Here is a 20,414-nt window from a genome sequence, read left to right on the forward strand (position 1 = left end):
GCCGGCTCAGGTGCAGTCGCCGGTCGCCACTCCCCGGGTACGCTCCGCGCCCGCGAGCGCCACCGGTCGCGCCTCGGCGGCGGTCACCGCGAAACCGGTGTTCGGGTCGTCCGCCGCCGCCGCGAAGATCACGCCGAGCACCAGACCGTTCGAGGAGACCAGCGGGCCGCCGGAGTTGCCGCTGCGCACCAGCGCCCGGATCGTGTAGATCTCCCGGTTGACGTCACCGGCCGAGTAGATGTCCGGGCCGGTGATCCGGTCGACGTCCCGGATCCGGGCCGGGCGGGCGTCGTACGGGCCGTCGAGCGGGAAGCCGAGCACGATCGCGTCAGCGCCGGTGGCGGCCGGGCCGGCGGCGAAGCGCAGCGACGGGCCGGGCAGCCCGGGTACGTAGAGCACCGCCAGGTCCCGGTCCGGGTCGTAGACGACGACCTCGCCGTCGTACCGCTCGCCGCGCAGTTCCACAGCCACCGAGCGGGTGCCGGCCACCACGTGCGCGTTGGTCATCACCCGGTCGTCGGCGTACACGAAACCGGAGCCCTCGATGCGGCGCGAGCAGCTCGGCGCGGAGCCGAGCACCTTCACCACCGACCGCCTGCTGTTCTGCACCACCTGGGAGTTGGCGAGCGCCGGGTCGGGCGGTGCCACCTGCCGGGCCCGGGTCGGCGCGAGGTCGCCGAACACGTCCGGGAAGCCGTTGGTGTCGACCGTGTCGCGTAGCGCTGTGGACAGGTCCTGCGCCTTGTCCGGCAGCACCTGGTCGACGACGGTGAGCAGCGCGCTGTTGCGGACCGAGGAGGCCAGCCACGGCACCGAGGAGGAGCCGAGCGGCACGGCGACCAGCCACGCCACGAGCATGACCGCGATGACCGAGATGAACGCGCCGCCGACGTCGTCGATCTTCCGGCCGGCCGGGCCGGTGATGGCGGCCCGCAGGTTCGAGCCGAGCCAGCCCGCCAGCGCCTGCCCCAGCACCGCGAGCCCGAAGATCGCCACCAGGGAGATCAGCACACGTGTGCCGCTCGCCGCGAACTGCTGCGCGATCAGCGGCCCGACCTGGAGGCCGAGCAGCGCTCCGAGGAAGAAGCCGGAGAACGACAGGGCCCCGATGACGAAACCCTGACGGTATCCGCTGATCGCGAACACGAGCATGAGCAGAAGAAGGACGAGATCCACGGCGGACACGCCCCAAGGGTACGGGCACGGGGCCCGTGCTCGGCTCAGCGCTCGCGGAACGTGACCCGGGGATGCGTACGGGTGATCACCGCACCGGGCTCTCGTCGGCCGCCTCGGTGCCCGCCGACGGAGCGGGCGTGGCGTCCACGGGCGGCAGGTCCACCACACGCGAGTGCGGCCAGGGCCGGGACCAGCCGCCCATCTCCAGCAGCCGGTCGATCACGCCTGCGGTGAAGCCCCAGACGAGCATGCCGCGTGCGGAGAAGGCGGGACCGATCCAGCCGCTCGGGTGGCGTACCCGCATGCGGTTGTCCGGGTCGACCAGCTCGGTGACCGGCAGCCGGGCCACGTGCGCGACCTCGGCCGGCTCGCGCGGGTGCACCGGGTGCGGGTCGTGCCACCAGGCGAGCACCGGGGTGACCACGAAGTCGCTGACCGGGATCCAGAGCCGGGGCAGCTCGGCGAGCACTGTGACGCTGCCGGGGTCGAGGCCGACCTCCTCGTTCGCCTCGCGCAGCGCGGTGGCGCGGGCGTCGGCGTCCTCCGGGTCGGCCGCCCCGCCCGGGAAGGCCGGCTGCCCGGCGTGGTTGCGCAGCGTCGCGGCGCGCTGGAGGACGAGCACGTCCGGCCCGGCGCCGGGCTCCTCGCCGAGCAGCACCAGTACGGCGCTCTCCCGGCCGCCGCTGGACGGCGTGACGATGCGGGTGAAGTCCTCCGCCCGCGCGGTGCCGAGCCGGCCCAGCAGCGGGTCGAACCACAGCGGCGGCCGTCGGGTCATACCCGCACCCCGAGGTGACGTTCGAGCAGCGCGGCGAGGCGGGCGTCGTCGAGCGCGCCGGTCGCGTCGGTGTGCCGGATCCGCCCGTCGGCGTCGACGAGCACTGTGAGCGGGAACGCGTTGCGTTCCAGCGCGCGCTGGAACGCGTCGCCCTGGTCGAGCAGCATCGGGAAGTCGACGCCGTAGTCCTCGCCGATGGACTGCGCGCCGCCGCGGCTGTCCCGGCTGTTCACGCCGATCACCTGGAACCGGCCGTCGGCCCGCTCGCTGAGCCGCTGGAACGCGGGCAGTTCCTTGCGGCACGGCGGACACCAGGACGCCCACACGTTGATCACCGCCGGGCCCTTGACGTCGCGCAGGTTCACCGGCGCGCCGCCGGTGAAGCAGTTGAGCGTCAGGTCGGGGAGCTGGTCACCGGCCTTCCCTGCAAGCGTCGGGGACGCGGCCTTCCCGGCGGACGTCGGGGACGCGGCGGCGGGCGCGACGGTCAGCGGGGCGCAGTCGGCGAACGGCGAGGGGCGCTCGGCCCGGGTCGCCGGCGCCGGACGTTCCGGCTCCTCGGTCGTGGCGGTGCAGCCCGCCGTCGCCAGCAGCAGCGGGACGAGAAGGTACGCGAGCCGGCGCATCACGGCACGTCCGCCGCTGCCGCCTGCTGCGGCACCAGGTCGGGATCGAGGCCGACGGCCACCGCCAGGTCACGGGCGCGGGGGCCCTTGAGCAGCCTGGCCGCGGCGGCCGGCTCGGTCGGCCCGGTGCCGTACGCGGGACACAGCTTCGCCAGCGTGCACGCGCCGCAGGCAGGCTTGCGGGCGTGGCAGACCCGGCGGCCGTGGAAGATGACCCGGTGCGACAGCATCGTCCAGTCGCGCTTGGGGTAGAGCGCGCCGATCGCGTGCTCGATCTTCACCGGATCGGTCTCGGTGGTGAGCTGCCACCGGTGCACCAGCCGCTGGAAGTGGGTGTCGACGGTGATGCCGGGGACGCCGAAGGCGTTGCCGAGGATGACGTTGGCGGTCTTGCGGCCGATCCCCGGCAGGGTCACCAGGTCGTCGAGCCGCCCGGGCACCTCGCCGTCGTACCGCTCGCAGAGCGCCCGCCCGAGGTTGATCAGGGAGCTGGTCTTGTTGCGGTAGAACCCGGTGGGCCGGATCAGCTCCTCCAGCTCGGCGCGGTCCGCCGCGGCGTAGTCGGCGGCGGTGCGGTAGCGGGCGAACAGCTTCGGCGTGACCTCGTTGACCTTCTTGTCGGTGCACTGGGCGGACAGGATCGTCGCCACTGCGAGCTCCAGCGCGTTGGCGTGGTCGAGTTCACAGTGCGCGTCGGGGTGCGTCTCGGTCAGCACGCGGCCGATGCGCCGGGCGCGGCGCGTACGGCCGAGGTCGGTCTCGGGGGAGCGCGTGGTCACGTCGGCCAGCCTACGTCGCGGGGCCGACGCTCCGGCGGCTCGGCGCGGCGGGCGTGCGCTCAGCCACCCGCCGGTGCGGTGATCTTGCCGGTCCCGTCGAGCTTCGCGCCGGTGTCCGGGAAGTCGGACCGGTTCAGGTCACGGACCAGTCCGAGGCCGCGGTTCTGCCGGTCCACCGAGGGACGGCCCACACCGTTCATCACGGTGGAGGTGAACGTGCCACCGGCGAACTTCCCGTCGGCGGTGAGCGACACCTTGAGCACGCCGCCCCAGCCGAGCCGGCCGGAGCTGTTCAGCGACTTCCCGCCACCGGCGAAGTTGCCGAGGCTGTACGCGATCAGCCGCCCCTTGTAGAACTCCATCCCGCGCAGCACGTGCGGGCCGTGCCCGATGACCAGGTCGGCGCCGGCGTCGATGACGGTCCGGGAGAAGCGGATCGGGTCGCCGCGGTTCTCGCCGAAGAACATCTCGGTGCCCGGCTTCACCCGGGTCTTGTCCGCCCCCTCGGCGCCCATGTGCACCTGCACCACCACGATCTGGGCCTGCTCCTTGGCCATCTCGACCACCTGCTTGGCGGCGTTCAGGTCGACCAGGCTGTTGGACCAGGGGTACGACGAGAAGCCCACCACGGCGACCTTGATGCCCTTGACGTCCACCACGGTGATCTCACCCGGCGCGCCAGTGTGCTTGAGCCCGTGCGCCTCCAGCGCCGACTGGGTGTTCTCGTAGCCCTGGCGGCCGTAGTCGTAGCCGTGGTTGTTGGCCTGGTTGAGCAACTGGAACCCGGCCGAGCGCAGGTGCGCGGCGTAGCCGGGCGGCGCGCGGAACTGGTAGCAGTTCTTCGGCTCCGGGCCGCATTTGCCGGCGCCGGTGTCGTCGGTGAGCGGCTCCTCCAGGTTGCCCATCACCAGGTCGCCCTTGAGCGCCGACTTCACGTCGTCGAAGAAGCCCTTGCCGCCGTTGGGGGGCAGCCGGTCCGGCGCGTTGCCCATGATCACGTCACCGGTCGCGGTGAGCGAGATCGACGGCTCCTTCGACGCATCAGGCGCGGCCGGCTGGTCACCGGTAGCCGGCCCGGCCGAGCCGGTCGATCCGCCGCCCTGTCCCGTCTGCCACCGGGGGTCGCCGCCGGACCCGCCAGCGTCGCCGCCGCAGCCGGCGACGAACAGGACGGCGACGAGCGCGGCGAACGCGGCCAGGCGTCGGCCGAGCACCGCACGACGCGGGCCGGGCACGGCGGCTGGCGGTCCGGCGACGGCGGCGCGGAGGGTACGGGGCACAGAGCGGGCGGAAGCGTACATCGTCGGCGACGCTACCGTCCCCGGAACGCCGCGACGAGGGCCGATCGGTCGGAAAACCCGGCGTGTCGCGTGTGCCGGGCCCACGTCAGCCCGCCCGCCGGTCGGACCAGGGCACCACGGTCCCGGCACCGCCGGAGCGGACGGCGGCGTGCACGGCCCGGGCCAGCGGTGCGCCCCAGGACGACCGGGGACCGCCGTACGGGGCCGGATCGCCGTCGGCCGGGCAGAGCACCGTCACCGCGTCGGTGGGGGTGCCCGTCGCGGGCAGTCCGAGTTCCCAGATCGCCTGGGCCTTCGCCTCGGTGGCGGTGGCCACGGCGTTGACCAGTGCGGCGTCGCCGAGCCGCACCGGGACGTACACGACGATGTTGACGGTGCCGACGTGCTGCGCGGGCCGGGCCGGCTCGCTCGCGGCCGACGGCGCCGGCTCGGGCACGGCGGACGGCTCGGGTGCGACGGTGGCCGGCTCGGGGGCGGCGGCCCAGACCGGCGTGCCCAGGCCGACAGTCGCCCAGACGCGGACGCCGCCGTCCGTGCGGCGGACCACCTCGCTCACGTCCACGCCGGTCAGCAGCCCGACCCCGGGGCCGTCCAGGTCGAGGCCGTGCGCCAGCTCGGCCAGGTGCGCGGCGGGGTCGTCCCGGTCGTACGACATGGGCACCGTCGCGTTCAGCACCCACCGGCGGACGCCGATCCCCCCGCCCAGCGGCGCGGAGCCGACCGCCAGCAGCGGGGCCTCGGCCCGCCAGGCCAGCATCGGGATGTCCCACCCGGATTCGGACCGGCTGGTCAGGAACGGCTCACACAGCACGCCGGTCACCCTACGATCACAGGTGGGAACGGGTGGCGCCGGCCCGTGCCGGGGGCGGGATCTTAGCCGCTCCCCAGGTCGGGTGGGTTACGCCCAACGATCAAGATTCCAGGGGTGCACCTCTGATTCCTGCTCATGTGCGCCTAGACTGGCGGCGCGCGAGGGATCAGCGGACGGCAGACCCGGCCGACGGACGGCACGCGCAGGCGGAGGTGCGCGATGGACGAGGTACTGGCCCGCAGCGGGATCTTCCAGGGTGTCGACCCGGAGGCTGCCGAGGCGCTCGCCAAGGAGATGGAGACGATCGAGGTCCGCAAGGGCGAGATCGTGTTCAACGAGGGCGAGCCCGGCGACAGTCTCTACATCCTCCTGTCCGGCAAGATCAAGGTGGGTCGCCGCGCGGCGGACGGCCGGCAGAACCTGATCGCCGTGATGGGCCCGTCGGACATGGTCGGTGAGCTGTCGCTCTTCGACCCCGGTCCGCGTACGGCGACCGCCACGGCGGTCACCGACACCCGCCTGGTCCGGCTGCGCAAGCAGGCGCTGCGGCCGTGGCTGAACAACCGGCCCGAGATCGCCGAGCAGCTGCTGCGGGTGCTGGCCCGCCGGCTGCGCCGGACCAACGACTCGCTCGCCGACCTGATCTTCACCGACGTACCGGGCCGGGTCGCCAAGAACCTGCTCCAGATGGCCGGCCGGTTCGGCACCCGCGACGGCGGCGTGCTGCGCGTGACGCACGACCTCACCCAGGAGGAGATCGCCCAGCTCGTCGGCGCCTCCCGGGAGACCGTCAACAAGGCGCTGGCCGACTTCGCCTCGCGCGGCTGGCTGCGGCTGGACGGCAAGAGCATCATCATCCTCGACCCGGAGCGCCTGGCTCGCCGCGCGCGGGTCTGACCCTCCGTACCGGCTTCCCGGCCCGGCCCGCCACCGCGCGGAGCCGGGCCGATGCCGTCCTCTGCTGCCGTCTTCTGCGCAGGCCGGGCCGATGCCGTCTCTGCCCAAGCCGGGGCCGTTGCCGCCTCTGAGTGGGCCGGTGCCGTCAGGGCGCGGGGTGGCCGGCGCCGTCTCTGCCCGCCGCAGAATCGCTTGGTGCTCCCGCAACGATGTCGCCAGGCTGGGAAGATGCCTGATCGCGTCGCCGTCCTCTCCGACATCCACGGTGTGCTGCCCGCGCTGGAAGCAGTGCTGGCCGAGCCGGACGTGGCAGCCGCCGACCTGATCGTCCTCACCGGTGACCTGGCGGCCGGTCCGCAGCCGGTCGAGGTGCTGGACCGGCTGGCCGCGCTCGGTGACCGGGCCTGCTGGGTCGGCGGGAACGCCGACCGGGAGCTGGTGCAGGCGCGGGCCGGCAGGTCCTCCCCGATCGCCGTCTCGAACTGGGCCGCCGGGCAGCTCCGCGACGACCAGGTGGCCCGGCTGGCGGCGCTGCCGCCGTACGTCACGCTGCCGGTCACCGGTCTGGGCGACGTGCTGTTCTGCCACGCCACCCCGCGCGACGACGAGGAGGTCGTGCTCGTGGACTCGCGGCTCGACCGCTGGGCCGAGGTCTTCGCCGGCCTGCCGGCCGAGGTCGGCACGGTGGTCTGCGGGCACACGCACATGCCGTTCACCCGGCTGGCCGATCGCCGCCTGGTGGTGAACCCGGGCAGCGTCGGCATGCCGTACGGGGGCGCCGGTGCCTGGTGGGCGCTGCTCGGCCCGGGCGTGCAGTTGCGCCGGACCCGCTTCGACGTGGACGCCGCCTGCGCCCGGGTCGCCGCCGAGTCCACGTTCCCTGATGCGGCGGCCTGGGCCGACGAGTACGTCCGCTCCCGCCACTCCGACGCCGACGCCCTCACGGTCTTCGCTCCGCGCGACGGCCGCTGAGGCGTTAACAAGGGGCCCTTCCTCTACCGCAGGCGTTAACAAGGGCCCCCTCCTTTCAGAAAAAGTCAGGCTTGACTGTTTGTTTTGGGCGGGGCACGCTGTCTGCGTGTCGAGCCGAGTTCCGCAGCAGGAGCGCAGCCGTGCCACCCAGGCCCGGCTGCTGGAGGCGACTGTCGAGTGCCTGGTGGAGCACGGCTGGTCCGGCACCACGACGACAGTGGTGGCAGCCCACGCCGGCGTCTCCCGGGGCGCCCAGCTGCACCACTACCCCACCAAGGCCGCCCTGGTGACCGCCGCCGTCACGCACCTGACCGAGCGCCGGGCGGCCGAGCTGCGCGCCGAGGCGGCGCACCTGCCGGTCGGCCCGAAGCGGCTCGACGGCGTGGTCGACCTGCTCGCCGCCTCGTTCACCGGCCCGCTGTTCGTGGCCGCGCTGGAACTGTGGGTGGCCGCGCGTACCGACGCCGAGCTGCGCGCCGCGCTGGTGCCGCTGGAGGCGCGGATCGGCCGCGAGATGCACCGGCTCACCGTCGAGCTGCTCGGTGTGGACGAGCGCAAGCCGGGCGTACGCGAGTCGGTGCAGGCCACCCTCGACCTGCTCCGCGGCCTCGGCGTGGCCAACCTGCTCAGCGACGACTCGCCCCGCCGCGCCGCCCTGCTGCACACCTGGAAACGCCAGCTCGCCGCGCTGCTCACCCCCGAGAGCGAGCGGCACTGATCCCCTGACGCCCCACCCCCGCCCGGAGGCACAATGGTCGACCTGACAGCCCTGCTCGCGGATCTGGCCGCCGAGTCCGAACAGCTCGACGCGCTCGTCGCGGACCTGCCGCCGGAAGGATGGGAGCGGCCGACACCGGCCCCGGGCTGGACCGTCGCGCACCAGGTCGCGCACCTGGCATGGACCGACCACGTCGCCTACCTGGCGGCCACCGACGAGTCCGCGTTCTTCGCCTCGGTGATGGCCGCACCGGACCCGTCGCGCCTGGTCGAGGACGGTGCCGAGTCCTTCCTGGCGCCACCGCCCGCGCTGCTGGCCCGGTGGCGTGCCGGCCGGTCGGCGCTCGCCGGGGCGCTCGCCGCCGTACCGGCCGGGCAGAAGGTCCCCTGGTACGGCACCAGCATGTCGCCCACGTCGATGGTCACGGCACGGCTGATGGAGACGTGGGCGCACGGCGAGGACGTAGCAGACGCGCTGGGCGTCAGCCGTACCCCGACCGCGCGCCTGCGGCACATCGCGCACCTCGGCTTCCGTACCCTCGGGCACGGCTTCTCCGCCCACGGCCGCGACGTGCCCACGGCGCCGGTGCGGGTCGAGCTGACCGCGCCCGCGGACGGCGAGGTGTGGGAGTTCGGGCCGGCCGACGCGGCCGACCGGGTGACCGGCCCGGCGCTCGACTTCTGCCTGCTCGTCACGCAGCGCCGGCACCGCGCGGACCTGGCCCTGACCGCCACCGGGCCGGTGGCCGACGAGTGGCTGGACGTGGCCCAGGCGTTCGCCGGGCCGCCCGGCGACAAGCGCGAGCCGGCGAACGGAACCTCCTCATGAGCGTGCTGCGGATCGGGAACGCGTCGGGCTTCTACGGCGACCGCTTCGCCGCCTGGCGGGAGATGCTCGACGGCGGCGAACTGGACGTGCTGACCGGTGACTACCTGGCCGAGCTGACCATGCTCATCCTCGGCCGGGACCGGATGCGCGACCCGTCGCTCGGCTACGCCAGGACGTTCCTGCGCCAGGCGGAGGGCGTGCTCGGCACCGCGCTGGAGCGCGGCGTCACGCTGGTCACCAACGCGGGCGGCCTCAACCCGGCGGGGCTGGCCGACGCGATCCGGTCACTCGGCGACCGGCTCGGCCTCCAGGTCCGGGTCGGGTACGTCGAGGGCGACGCGATCCAGCGGCCGGACGCGCTGACCGCGAACGCATACCTGGGCGCGTTCGGGATCGCGGCCTGCCTCGACGCGGGCGCGGACGTGGTGGTCACCGGGCGGGTCACCGACGCCTCGCTGGCCGTCGGCCCGGCGATCGCCCGCTTCGGGTGGACCCGCGACGACCTCGACGCGCTGGCCGGCGCGACCGTCGCAGGACACCTGATCGAGTGCGGCGCGCAGGTCACCGGCGGCAACTTCAGCTTCTTCACCGAGTTGCCGGACGGCGGGCACCGGCCCGGCTTCCCGATCGCCGAACTGCACGCGGACGGCTCGTCGGTGCTCACCAAGCACGCCGGCACCGGCGGCGCGGTCACGGTCGAGACGGTCACCGCCCAGCTGCTGTACGAGGTGGGCGGACCGGACTACCTCGGGCCGGACGTGGTGACCCGGCTGGACACGGTGCGGCTGGCGCAGGAGGGTCCGGACCGGGTACGCGTCTCCGGGGTGCGCGGCACGCCGCCGCCGGACACGCTCAAGGTGGGCGTCAACAACCTGGGCGGCTTCCGCAACTCGATGACGTTCGTGCTGTGCGGGCTGGACATCCCGGCCAAGGCGGCGCTGGTCCGGGGCCAGATCGAGGAGTCGGTCGGCACGGAGGGGCTGGAGTTCACGCTGGCCCGTACCGACCACCCGGACACCGGCGACACCGAGGCGGCGAGCGCGCTGCTGCACGTACACCTGCGCGACGGCGACAAGTCGCGGGCCGGGCGGGCGTTCTCGGCGGCGGCGGTGGAGCTGGCGCTGGCCTCCTACCCGGGCTGCACGCTGACCACGCTGCCCGGCGACGCGACGCCGTACGGGGTGTTCACCGCCGACACGATCGCGCAGGACGCTGTCGAGCACGTCGCGGTGCTGCCCTCCGGGGAGCGGGTGGCGATCGCGCCGCCGACGGTGACGGGCGGTTTGCAGGGGGCCCCTGTACAACACGAGGCGTTAACAAGGGGCCCTTCCTTGCCCGCCACCCGGCGAGGGCCGATCGGTGAGCTGGTCGGCGCGCGGTCCGGCGACAAGGGTGGCGACGCCAACCTGGGCGTCTGGGCCCGCACCGACGCGACCTGGCCGTGGCTGCGCGACTGGCTGACGGTGGAGCGGTTGGCCGAGCTGCTGCCGGAGACGGCGGCGCTGGCCGTCGAGCGGTACGAGCTGCCGAACCTGCGCGCTGTCAACTTCGTGATCCGGGGACTGCTCGGGCAGGGCGTGGCCGCGTCCACCCGGTTCGACCCCCAGGCCAAGGCACTCGGCGAGCTGCTGCGCTCGCGAGTGGTCGATCTTCCGACGGAGGCACGCGCATGACCATCGTGGACACGCCGGAACGCCGGCAACTGCGCGAGCTGACCCGTTCGTTCGTGACCCGGGAGGTGCTGCCGCACCTGTCCGACTGGGAGCGGGCGGGCGAGGTGCCCCGGTCGCTGCACGAGACCGCAGCCAAGATCGGCCTGCTCGGCATCGGTTTCCCGGAGTCGGTCGGCGGCAGCGGCGGCGACCTGCTCGACTCGATGGTGGTCACCGAGGAGATCATCCGCTCGGGTGGGTCGTCCGGGCTGGTCGCCGCGTTGTTCACGCACGGGATCGCGCTGCCGCACATGGTCGAGACCCAGGACGAAGGGCTGATCGACAAGTACGTCCGGCCCGCGCTCGCCGGGACGATGATCGGCGCGCTGGCGATCACCGAACCGGACGGCGGCTCGGACGTGGCGGGCATCCGCACCTGCGCGGTCCGCGACGGTGACCACTACGTCGTCAACGGGTCCAAGACGTACATCACCAGCGGGGTCCGCGCCGACTTCGTCACCACTGCTGTCTGCACCGAGTTCCCCGGTTCGGGCTCGGTCAGCCTGCTGGTCATCGACAAGGGCACGCCCGGGTTCACGGTGGGGCGGCGGCTGGAGAAGCTGGGCTGGCACTGCTCGGACACCGCCGAGCTGTCCTTCGTCGACGTGCGGGTGCCGGTGACGAACCGGGTCGGCCCGGAGGACACCGGCTTCCTCGCCATCATGCAGCAGTTCGCCAACGAGCGGCTGTCGCTCGCCACCCAGGCGTACGCGACCGCGCAGCGCTGCGTGGACCTGGCCGTGCAGTGGTGCCGGGACCGCCAGACGTTCGGCCGGCCGCTCGTCGGGCGCCAGGTCGTCCGGCACAAGCTGGCCGAGATGCACAGCCGCACCGACGCGGCGCGGGCGTACGTGCATGACGTCGCCGAGCGGGTGGCCGCCGGGCAGCCGGTGGTGACCGAGGTGGCGATGGCGAAGAACGTGGCGGTGGCCACCTGCGACTGGGTGGTCGACGCGGCGCTGCAACTGCACGGCGGCTTCGGCTACATGCGCGACGCCGAGGTGGAGCGGCACTACCGGGACGCCCGTCTGCTCGGCATCGGCGGCGGTACCACCGAGATCATGAACGAGATCATTGCGAAGGGCATGGGCCTATGAGCACGACTGTCCTGCAGAGCACCATCGACCCGTCCGCGCCCGCCTTCACCGCCAACCGGGAGGCGCTGCTGGAACGCCTGGCGGAGCTGGAGGAGGCGCTCGACCAGGCCCGGGGCGGTGGCGGCGAGAAGTACGTGACCCGGCACCACGGTCGCGGCAAGCTTCTCCCCCGGGAGCGGATCGAGCTGCTGCTCGACCCGGACAGCCCGTTCCTTGAGCTGTCGTCGGTGGCCGCGTACGGCACCGACTTCCCGGTCGGCGCCAGCACCGTGACGGGCATCGGCGTGGTCGAGGGCGTCGAGTGCCTGATCGTGGCGAACGACCCGACGGTACGCGGCGGCGCGATCAACCCGTGGTCGCTGGCGAAGACCCGGCGGGCGGGTGAGATCGCTGCGGCCAACCGGCTGCCGATGGTGAACCTGGTCGAGTCGGCCGGCGCGGACCTGCCCACCCAGGCGGAGATCTTCATTCCCGGCGGCCGGGTGTTCCGCGACCTGACCCGGCTGTCCGCGCAGCGGATCCCGACCGTGAGCGTGGTCTTCGGCAACGCCACAGCAGGTGGCGCGTACGTGCCGGGCATGTCGGACTACACCGTCATGATCCGCGACCGTTCGCAGGTCTACCTGGCCGGACCGCCGCTGGTGAAGATGGCCACCGGCGAGGTCACCGACGACGAGTCGCTCGGCGGCGCGGCGATGCACGCCACCACGTCCGGCCTGGCCGACTTCCTCGCCGAGGACGAGCGCGACGGCATCCGGCTGGCCCGGCAGTGCGTCCGCCGGCTCAACTGGCGCAAGCACGGCCCTCCGCCGCGCAACCCCCACCCGCTGCCACCCCGGTACGACCCGGAGGAGTTGCTCGGCATCGCCAGCGCCGACCTGAAGGTGCCGTTCGACCCGCGCGAGGTGCTGGCCCGGGTGCTCGACGACAGCGCGTTCGACGAGTTCAAGCCCGGCTACGGCACCGCGCTCGTGACCGGCTGGGGCGAGCTGCACGGCTACCCGGTCGGCGTACTCGCGAACGCCCGGGGCGTGCTGTTCAGCCAGGAGGCGCAGAAGGCGGCCCAGTTCATCCAGCTCGCCAACGCGGCTGACACACCGCTGGTCTTCCTCCAGAACACCACCGGCTACATGGTCGGCACCGAGTACGAGCAGCGCGGCATCATCAAGCACGGCGCCCTGATGATCAACGCGGTGTCGAACTCGAAAGTGCCGCACCTGACGGTCAATCTGGGCGCCTCCTACGGCGCCGGCAACTACGGCATGTGCGGCCGGGCGTACGAGCCCCGGTTCCTGTTCACCTGGCCGAACGCGAAGTCGGCGGTGATGGGCCCGGCGCAGCTCGCCGGTGTGCTGTCCATCGTGGCCCGGCAGGCGGCCGCCGCCCGGGGACGCGAGTACGACGAGGACACCGACGCCGCCATGCGGATGATGGTCGAGCAGCAGATCGAGTCGCAGTCCGGGGCGCTGTTCCTGTCCGGGCGGCTCTACGACGACGGGGTGATCGACCCCCGGGACACCCGTACCGTCCTCGGGCTGTGCCTGTCGGCGATCCACAACGGACCGGTGAAGGGCGCCGACGGTTTCGGCGTCTTCCGGATGTGACCTGTGAGCGCGAGGAACGCAGCGAAGCGGAGTCCCGCAGTCGCGAACGAAAGGCAGGCTCAGCGCGGATGATCAACAAACTTCTGGTTGCGAACCGGGGCGAGATCGCCCGCCGGGTCTTCGCCACCTGCCGCGCCCTCGGCGTGGCCACCGTCGCCGTGCACTCCGACGCGGATGCCGACGCGCCGTTCGTGGCCGACGCCGACCAGGCCGTCCGGCTGCCGGGCAACACGCCGGCCGAGACGTACCTGCGCATCGACGCCATCCTGGACGCGGCCCGGCGCTCCGGCGCGGACGCCGTCCACCCCGGCTACGGCTTCCTGGCCGAGAACGCCGAGTTCGCCGCGGCGGTGACCGACGCGGGCCTGACCTGGGTCGGGCCGTCGGCCAAGGCGATCGCCGCGATGGGCGACAAGATGGCCGCCAAGGCGCTGCTCGCCGACGCGGGCGTGCCGATGCTGCCCACCTGGACCGACCCGGCCGAGGTCACCGCCTTCCCGGTGCTTGTCAAGGCCGCCGCCGGTGGCGGCGGCCGGGGCATGCGGATCGTCCGCGACGCGGCCGGGCTGGCCGAGGCCGTCGCGGGCGCTCGCCGCGAGGCGGCGGCGGCGTTCGGCGACGGCACCGTCTTCATCGAGCGGTACGTGGAACGCGGACGCCACGTCGAGGTGCAGATCTTCGGCGACACCCACGGCACCGTCGTGGCCCTCGGGGTACGCGACTGCTCGATCCAGCGCCGCCACCAGAAGATCGTCGAGGAGGCACCGGGTGTGCTGCCCGACGACGTGCGCGCGGAGCTGCACGAGGCGGCGGTGGCGGCCGGGCGGGCTGTCGACTACGTCGGCGCGGGAACCGTGGAGTTCCTGCTGGCGCCGGACGGGCAGGTGCACTTCCTGGAGATGAACACCCGCCTCCAGGTGGAACATCCGGTCACCGAGCTGACCACCGGGCTGGACCTGGTCCGGCTGCAACTGCTCGTCGCCGAGGGCGAGCCGCTGCCGGTCACCACCACGCCACCGGCCGACGGCCACGCCATCGAGGTACGGCTGTGCGCCGAGGACCCGGCTCAGGGCTTCCGCCCGGCCACCGGCACGCTGCACCGGTTCGCGATCCCCGGGGTGACAGCCGAGTTCGGCCCGGCCCGGGGACTGCGCCTGGACTCCGGCGTCGTGGACGGCTCGACGGTGAGCGTGCACTACGACTCGATGCTGGCGAAGCTCGTCGCCTGGGCGCCCACCCGCACCGAGGCGGCCCGCGCGCTCGCAGGCGCGCTGGCCCGCGCCGAACTGCACGGCGTGGCCACCAACCGGGACCTGCTGGTCCGTGTACTGCGCAGCGCGGAGTTCACCGCCGTGGACCTCGACACCGGCTTCCTGGACCGGCACCCGGAGGTGTTCGCGCCACTGCTGCCGGCGGAGCAGCTTCCGGTGGCGGCACTGGCGGCGGCGCTGTCCGGGGCCGCCGAGCGCCGGGCCGCCGCACCGGTGCTGGCCGGGTTGCCGTCGGGCTGGCGCAACGTGCCGTCCTTCCCGCAGGTCACCCGGTTCACCGTCGGCGACGGCGAGGAGATCGAGGTGCACTACCGGCTCGACCGCACCGGCGCCCTCGCCGAGTGGGGAAGGAAGGGCCCCCTCCTAACGGATCCGGTAGAGGAAGGGTCCTCTGTTAACACCGAGCTGCCGGTGGTCGAGCTGGTGACTGCCACCCCGGGCCGGGTGGTGCTCGACGTGGACGGGGTGCGGCGGGCCTTCCGCGTACACCGGGTGGGGTCGTCGGTCTTCGTGGACGGCCCGGACGGGGCGGCGAGCCTCACCGAACTGCCCCGCCTGCCCCTGCCCACCGCGGAGCTGGCGGCCGGGTCGCTGCTCGCGCCGCTGCCCGGCGCGGTGACCCGGGTACACGTCGAGGTCGGTCAGCGGGTCGCTGCCGGTGACCTGCTGCTGACGCTGGAAGCGATGAAGCTCGAACATCCCGTGCTCGCCCCCGCCGACGGCGTGGTGACGGAGCTGCCGGTGCCGGCCGGCGGCCAGGTCGAGACGGGTGCCGTACTTGCCGTGGTGGACCCCGAGGAGGACCCGCAGTGAACTTCGACCTGACCCCCGAGCAGGACCAGCTCCGCGACGCCGTACGGGCGTTGGGCCGCAAGTACGGCCACTCCTACTTCGTCGAGAAGGCCAGGTCCGGCGAGCACACCACCGAGCTGTGGCACGAGGCCGGGCGGCTGGGCTACCTGGGCGTGAACATCCCCACCGAGTACGGCGGCGGGGGCGGCGGCATCACCGAGCTGGCGCTGGTGTGCGAGGAGCTGGCCGCGACCGGCTGCCCGCTGCTGCTCCTGGTGGTCTCCCCCGCCATCGCCGCCACGATCATCAACAAGCACGGTACGGAGGAGCAGCGCAAGAAGCACCTCCCCGGCCTCGCCGACGGCTCCCAGAAGATCGTCTTCGCGATCACCGAGCCGGACGCCGGATCGAACTTCCACCGCCTCGCCACAGTGGCCCGCCGCGACGGCGACGACTGGCTGCTCAGCGGCCGGAAGATCTACATCTCCGGGGTGGACGAGGCCGGGCACGTCCTCGTGGTCGCTCGTACCGAGGACGCGTCCACCGGGAAGTTGAAGCCGGCGCTGTTCATCGTGCCGACCGACGCGCCCGGCCTGGAGAAGTCCAAGCTGGACATGGAGATCCTGTCGCCGGAGAACCAGTTCCTGCTCTTCCTCGACGACGTCCGGCTCCCCGCCGACGCGCTCGTCGGCGAGTCGCTCGACGCCGGGCTGCCCGCCCTGTTCGCCGGGCTCAACCCGGAGCGCATCACTGTTGCCGCGATGGGCGCCGGCACCGGCCGGTACGCGATCGAGAGGGCAAGCGACTACACCGCTACCCGCAAGGTGTGGGGCGGACGCTCGATCGGCTCCCACCAGGGCGTCTCGCACCCGCTGGCGCACGCCGCAGTGCAGGTCGAGCTGGCCCGGCTGATGATCCACAAGGCGGCCACGCTCTACGACGCGGGCCGCGACCTGGAGGCCGGCATCTCCGGCAACATGGCCAAGTACGCGGCAGGCGAGGCCGCAGCGCTCGCCGTCGACACCGCCGTCCAGGCGCTCGGCGGGGCCGGCATGACCACCGAGTACGGCGTGGCGACGCTGCTCGGCGCGGTACGGGCGGGCCGGATCGCCCCGGTCAGCCGGGAGATGATCCTCAACTTCGTCGCCCAGCACGTCCTCGGCCAGGACAAGTCCTACTGACCGAGGTGGGCCCGGGGTCGACGCGTCCGCCCGGCCGGCCGCCGCGTCCTCCTGGAACGGCTGCGCGTCACCGACGCAGAGCGTGCCCTTGGCCGGCAGCTTGCCGGTGAGCAGGTACGCGTCGATCCGGCCGGTCACGCACGCCGAGGTGCCGTACGCGGTGTGGCCCCAGCTGTCGCTGCTCAGCAGGCGGCTGTTCGGCAGCAGCTTCGCCGAGCTGACCGCCCCCTGGTAGTTGGTCGCCGGATCCCAGTAGTTGCCGACCACCAGCACCGGGGCGGCGGTGACCCGGTTGAACGGCCCGGTCCAGGCGTCCTCGTCCCGCACCGTCCAGGTGTTGCGGGCACAGGGCGAGGTGCCCCAGGCCCACGCCCGCCCGAAGTAGGGCGCCCGCTTGTCCTCCTTCGCCGACAGCGCCGGCCAGGCGTCGGCGCTCTTCGGGTGGTACGCGTCGGTGCAGTCGACGGTCAGGAACGTCTCCAGCCCGTTGTCGTACGGGAAGTCGTACCCCCGCTGTTGCCGTGCCTGCGCGGCGCGGGCGGCGAGTGCCTTGCGGACCGTGGCGGTGGCGGCCTTGCCGGCGGCCGGGTCGGTCAGGGCCAGGAGCTGGACGGTCAGGTCCACCACCGACTGCCAGCCGTACGGGTCGTAGAGCGCACCGAGCGTGGCACCGACGAAGTCGGCGTAGCTGACGGTGAACGAGCCGAAGTCCGGGTCCTCGATCACCACCGGCTTCTTGCGCAGCCGCTTCGCCACCGTGTCGTACGCGGCCAGCGGGTTGCCGGTGGAAGCCAGCGCACACTGCTCGGCGCCGGCCTCGCCGCACCGGGCCAGGATCTCGCGCAGCGCCCGGTACGCGCCGTCGGCGCTGCGCAGCCGCGTCTCCTGGAGCTGGTTGCGGGCACTGCCCTGGCCGATCCAGGCGTTCGGGTCGAGCACGCCGTCGACGACCAGCGCGCGGAAGCGGTCCGGGAACATGTTGGCGTAGTACTGGCCCAGCGCGGTGCCGTAGCTGAAGCCGAGGTAGCTGAGCAACTTGTCGCCGACGGCGCGGCGCAGCACGTCCATGTCGCGGGCCACCTCGGCGGTGGACGCCGCGCCGGTGAGCGGCTTACCGGTGGTGGAGCACGCCTTGCCGACCGCCTTGGACGCCGCGACGTACGCCTTCTCCTCCGCCTTGGTCCACGGGAACGCGACGTTCAGCCCGGCGTACGCGCGGGTCTGGTCCTTCACCGAGCGGAAACACTTGATGTTGTCACTGGCCTCGACGCCGCGCGGGTCGACGCCGACGATGTCGAAGCGGTCGAGCAGGTCGTCGCCGAGGAAGTAGGGCGCGGCGAGCGCGATGCTCGTGCCGGAGCCACCCGGGCCACCCGGGTTGAGGAAGAGGCTGCCGACCTTGCGCTGCTGGTCGCGGGCCTTGACCCGCAGCAGGGCGACCTCGGTGGTGGCGCCCTTCGGGTTGTCGTAGTCCAGCGGCAGCCGGACCGTGGCGCACTCGGCGTAGTCGTAGCAGGCGTACCAGTCGAGCTTCGGCGTCGGCACGCGGTCCACCCGGCGCGCCTCGGCGGCGGTGGTCCTGTCGTGCGCGGGTGGTTGCGGAGTCGCCGCCGCGGCGGGCGCGACGGCCGGTCCGGCGAGGAGGACGCCGGCGATCCCGGTTGCGGCCAGGGATCGGATTGCACGGGGCATGAGGCTGCCTTCCGTCGGGGAACAGTTCCGTCGAGGAGACCTCGACCCTCGTCACTGTAGGGATCGACGCCCACGTTAGTGGCCCCCAAACGGGGATCGATACGGCAAACAACCAGATGATGTAACGATTTTTTCTCGATCGTCGCTACCTGCGACTCCGAAGTGGAGCGTCGGTGACGGGAAGCCGTCTCATCCCGCCGGTTGACAGGTGGACGCGCTGGGCCATGCTTGTCGGGTGAGATCGTTCCCGAAGCCCGATGCGCGGGCGAAGGCCGTCGTCGCGTCCCTGGCGACGGTGGCGGCGGTGGTGACCCTCGCCGTGTGGCGTCCGCCCGGCATCCTGTCGGTCGTGCTGGCCCTGGTCTGCGTCCTGCTCGCCATGATCACGGGAGTGACGATCACCGCCGCGCGTCAGCCCGGCGGCACCGGCGGGCCCGCCCCGCAGGCCGAGACCTGGCCGGTCCCCCACCAGGGGTACGGAGTGGACGCCGACACGCTGGAGGCGATCGACCCGCGCGCGGTACGGAACCTGCGCACGCCGGCGGGCCAGCCGATCGACGCGGACACGCTGGAGACGCTCGACCCGCGGGTGGTACGCGGCATGCGGGCGACGACGGCGGTGGACGCCGACACGCTGGAGACACTCGACCCGCGGTCGGTCCGGCAGGGCCGGACCGTGAACGGGCTCAGCGACCGGTGAGCGTGGGGCCGGCGAGCGCGTTGACGCCCCGGCCGGCCAGACAGCGGTAGGTGCGGTCCGCCTCGGCCTCCGGCGGCAGCACCTCCAGGTTCCACCCGCTCGCCGACTTGCCGCCGCTGACCAGCCGGAACGTGTCGGCGTTGCACACCCGCCCGACGGCCGGGTCGGCCGCCACCGTCTCGTGGCGGGCCCCGGCGAGCCCGGCCGGCAGGTCACCGGCGGCGTAGGTCTCCCAGGTGTGCTGGCCGTCGCACGGCACCCGGCTCGCCTCGGCCCGGTCGCGACGCAGCCGTACCGGACCGAAGCACTCCAGTTCCGTCGCGCAGCGCGCCCCGGCGGGCAGCCGCACGTCGGCGGACGCGCAGCCGGGCACCGGCGCCACCCCGGCCACGCCGCTGGTCGCCGGTGTGGGCGTGACGGCCGGCGTGTGCCCGCCTGCCACCCAGCCGCCACCGGCCGAGGCGGCGAGCGCCAGCACACCGGCGCCGCCGAGGAACCAGCGCTTGGGCCAGCGCCGGCCACGCGAGGCCACCGTCGGGTGGTCGTCGTCCGCGGGCGGTCGCGGGTTCGGCCCACCGGTGCGGTGGAACCGGTCGCCGGTGGCGCCGTCGTACAGGCCGCCGGTCGCCGGGGCGCCGTCCAGCGGCAGCGAGGCGAGCAGGCCGCGCAGTTCGACCGCGGAGGGCCGCGCGCCCGGGTCGTTCGACATGCCCAACCGGAGTACGTCGATCAGTTCACCGGGCACGCCGGGCAGGCCCGGGATCGGCTGCTGGAACATCTCCAGCACGGTGACCAGGCTCGGGTTGCGTTCGGAGTGCCAGCGCGGCGGACGGCCGTACATCACCGCGTAGAGCGTGGCGCACAGCGAGTAGACGTCGACTGCGGGCGTGGGCGGACTGTGGTTGAACGTCTCCGGTGGCGCGTACGCCGGGGTGAGCGCCTCCAGCATCACCGAGGAGTCGCGGAACTCGGCGAGCACCGCCAGGCCGAAGTCGGCCAGGACGGCCGAGTTGAACTCGGAGTGCAGGATGTTCGCCGGCTTGACGTCGCGGTGCAGGACGCCCGCCGCGTGCGAGTGGGCCAGCGCGTCGGCGATCTTCACGCCGAGGTCGCGGGTCTCCGCCGGGCCCAGCGGCGAGGTGCGCATCCGCTCGGCGTACGAGCCGTCGCACAGCTCCATGATGAGGTAGGGGTGCTGGTCGACGGTGACGCCGACGTCGAACAGGTCCACCACGTGGGGGTGCGACGACATCCGCCCGGCGGCACGGGCCTCGCGCAGGAAACGGGCCTGGTCGCGTTCGCTGTCCAGCGTGCGGTTCTCGATCTTGACCGCGACCTCGCGCCCCACCGAGATCTGGGTGGCCCGGTAGATGGTGGCGTACCCGCCCCGGGCGAACACCTGCAGATCGGTCAGACCGGGCACGATGGGCAGCCGCAGGGCGCCGGGCGGGGTCTCGGTCACGACTCGAAAATACCCAA

General features: G+C 73.2%; 17 protein-coding genes and 1 pseudogene. 10 read left to right on the plus strand and 8 right to left on the minus strand.

Annotated elements, in window-relative coordinates:
• Positions 1-6: 6 nt before the first annotated feature.
• The 6 genes from IF06_RS0124265 to IF06_RS0124290 form a co-directional block, all read right to left on the minus strand.
• Positions 7-1,185 carry a MarP family serine protease gene (locus IF06_RS0124265; RefSeq protein WP_013289000.1) on the minus strand — a complete coding sequence of 393 codons (1,179 nt, stop codon included), beginning with the start codon at positions 1,183-1,185 and terminating at the stop codon, positions 7-9.
• 76 nt (positions 1,186-1,261) lie between these two features.
• A complete protein-coding gene (locus tag IF06_RS0124270; RefSeq protein WP_013474985.1) occupies positions 1,262-1,954 on the minus strand; it encodes an NUDIX hydrolase in 693 nt (230 codons plus the stop codon).
• Complete coding sequence (locus IF06_RS0124275) at positions 1,951-2,580, minus strand: TlpA family protein disulfide reductase (RefSeq protein WP_036311452.1); 630 nt, start codon at positions 2,578-2,580, stop codon at positions 1,951-1,953. Before IF06_RS0124275 ends, IF06_RS0124270 begins: the two co-directional genes overlap by 4 nt.
• Positions 2,580-3,359, minus strand: coding sequence for an endonuclease III (gene nth / locus IF06_RS0124280; protein ID WP_030273759.1), 780 nt, complete (start codon positions 3,357-3,359; stop codon positions 2,580-2,582). The genes IF06_RS0124275 and nth overlap by 1 nt, the downstream gene beginning before the upstream one ends.
• A gap of 59 nt (positions 3,360-3,418) precedes the next feature.
• Complete coding sequence (locus tag IF06_RS0124285; protein WP_256092900.1) at positions 3,419-4,639, minus strand: CapA family protein; 1,221 nt, start codon at positions 4,637-4,639, stop codon at positions 3,419-3,421.
• A 106-nt stretch (positions 4,640-4,745) separates the two neighbouring features.
• Positions 4,746-5,471, minus strand: coding sequence for an adenosylcobinamide amidohydrolase (locus IF06_RS0124290; RefSeq protein ID WP_030273763.1), 726 nt, complete (start codon positions 5,469-5,471; stop codon positions 4,746-4,748).
• Positions 5,472-5,690: 219 nt separating this feature from the next.
• On the opposite strand from IF06_RS0124290, the gene IF06_RS0124295 reads away from it, so the two are divergent.
• The 9 genes from IF06_RS0124295 to IF06_RS0124335 all read left to right on the plus strand — a co-directional run bounded on the left by IF06_RS0124295 (position 5,691) and on the right by IF06_RS0124335 (position 16,543).
• On the plus strand, positions 5,691-6,368 hold the full coding sequence (locus tag IF06_RS0124295) for a Crp/Fnr family transcriptional regulator (RefSeq protein ID WP_007466162.1): 678 nt from the start codon (positions 5,691-5,693) through the stop codon (positions 6,366-6,368).
• Positions 6,369-6,596: 228 nt separating this feature from the next.
• Positions 6,597-7,340 (plus strand): metallophosphoesterase family protein, encoded by a 744-nt coding sequence (locus IF06_RS0124300; RefSeq protein ID WP_030273766.1) that lies wholly within the window; start codon positions 6,597-6,599, stop codon positions 7,338-7,340.
• A 106-nt stretch (positions 7,341-7,446) separates the two neighbouring features.
• Positions 7,447-8,058: a TetR/AcrR family transcriptional regulator gene (locus IF06_RS0124305; protein ID WP_013289007.1), complete on the plus strand. Its 612-nt coding sequence runs from the start codon at positions 7,447-7,449 to the stop codon at positions 8,056-8,058.
• A 33-nt stretch (positions 8,059-8,091) separates the two neighbouring features.
• Positions 8,092-8,886 carry a TIGR03084 family metal-binding protein gene (locus IF06_RS0124310; protein WP_030273767.1) on the plus strand — a complete coding sequence of 265 codons (795 nt, stop codon included), beginning with the start codon at positions 8,092-8,094 and terminating at the stop codon, positions 8,884-8,886.
• Complete coding sequence (locus tag IF06_RS0124315) at positions 8,883-10,559, plus strand: acyclic terpene utilization AtuA family protein (protein WP_030273769.1); 1,677 nt, start codon at positions 8,883-8,885, stop codon at positions 10,557-10,559. The genes IF06_RS0124310 and IF06_RS0124315 overlap by 4 nt, the downstream gene beginning before the upstream one ends.
• Entirely contained in the window at positions 10,556-11,695 is a 1,140-nt protein-coding gene (locus tag IF06_RS0124320) for an acyl-CoA dehydrogenase family protein (protein ID WP_013289010.1), read from the plus strand. The genes IF06_RS0124315 and IF06_RS0124320 overlap by 4 nt, the downstream gene beginning before the upstream one ends.
• Positions 11,692-13,299, plus strand: coding sequence for an acyl-CoA carboxylase subunit beta (locus IF06_RS0124325; protein WP_013474977.1), 1,608 nt, complete (start codon positions 11,692-11,694; stop codon positions 13,297-13,299). Before IF06_RS0124320 ends, IF06_RS0124325 begins: the two co-directional genes overlap by 4 nt.
• A 68-nt stretch (positions 13,300-13,367) precedes the next feature.
• Entirely contained in the window at positions 13,368-15,383 is a 2,016-nt protein-coding gene (locus tag IF06_RS0124330; RefSeq protein ID WP_030273771.1) for a biotin carboxylase N-terminal domain-containing protein, read from the plus strand.
• Entirely contained in the window at positions 15,380-16,543 is a 1,164-nt protein-coding gene (locus IF06_RS0124335) for an acyl-CoA dehydrogenase family protein (protein WP_013289013.1), read from the plus strand. The genes IF06_RS0124330 and IF06_RS0124335 overlap by 4 nt, the downstream gene beginning before the upstream one ends.
• A gap of 18 nt (positions 16,544-16,561) precedes the next feature.
• Here the strand turns inward: IF06_RS0124335 and IF06_RS33210 are convergent.
• Positions 16,562-18,235: pseudogene (locus tag IF06_RS33210) on the minus strand (alpha/beta hydrolase); the annotation flags it as partial.
• Positions 18,236-18,470: 235 nt separating this feature from the next.
• Here IF06_RS33210 and IF06_RS0124360 point away from each other — a divergent pair.
• A complete protein-coding gene (locus IF06_RS0124360; RefSeq protein WP_013289015.1) occupies positions 18,471-18,935 on the plus strand; it encodes a hypothetical protein in 465 nt (154 codons plus the stop codon).
• Here the strand turns inward: IF06_RS0124360 and IF06_RS0124365 are convergent.
• The gene (locus tag IF06_RS0124365; protein WP_013289016.1) at positions 18,922-20,397 is read right to left on the minus strand and encodes a serine/threonine-protein kinase; all 1,476 of its coding nucleotides are present in this window, start codon (positions 20,395-20,397) and stop codon (positions 18,922-18,924) included. The two genes, IF06_RS0124360 and IF06_RS0124365, sit on opposite strands and share 14 nt — an antisense overlap.
• Between the last annotated feature and the right edge of the window lie 17 nt (positions 20,398-20,414).

The sequence above is a fragment of the Micromonospora globosa genome (assembly GCF_000717585.1).
In the GTDB taxonomy this organism is placed as follows: Bacteria; Actinomycetota; Actinomycetes; order Mycobacteriales; family Micromonosporaceae; genus Micromonospora; species Micromonospora aurantiaca.

Bases quoted from the DNA above. Each gene is read 5' to 3' on its own strand.
- IF06_RS0124295 (WP_007466162.1), top strand. From the start codon at position 5,691: ATGGACGAGGTACTGGCCCGCAGCGGGATCTTCCAGGGTGTCGACCCG.
- IF06_RS0124325 (WP_013474977.1), top strand. From the start codon at position 11,692: ATGAGCACGACTGTCCTGCAGAGCACCATCGACCCGTCCGCGCCCGCC.
- IF06_RS0124320 (WP_013289010.1), top strand. From the start codon at position 10,556: ATGACCATCGTGGACACGCCGGAACGCCGGCAACTGCGCGAGCTGACC.
- IF06_RS0124330 (WP_030273771.1), top strand. From the start codon at position 13,368: ATGATCAACAAACTTCTGGTTGCGAACCGGGGCGAGATCGCCCGCCGG.
- IF06_RS0124315 (WP_030273769.1), top strand. From the start codon at position 8,883: ATGAGCGTGCTGCGGATCGGGAACGCGTCGGGCTTCTACGGCGACCGC.
- IF06_RS0124300 (WP_030273766.1), top strand. From the start codon at position 6,597: ATGCCTGATCGCGTCGCCGTCCTCTCCGACATCCACGGTGTGCTGCCC.
- IF06_RS0124310 (WP_030273767.1), top strand. From the start codon at position 8,092: ATGGTCGACCTGACAGCCCTGCTCGCGGATCTGGCCGCCGAGTCCGAA.
- IF06_RS0124270 (WP_013474985.1), bottom strand. From the start codon at position 1,954: ATGACCCGACGGCCGCCGCTGTGGTTCGACCCGCTGCTGGGCCGGCTC.
- IF06_RS0124275 (WP_036311452.1), bottom strand. From the start codon at position 2,580: ATGCGCCGGCTCGCGTACCTTCTCGTCCCGCTGCTGCTGGCGACGGCG.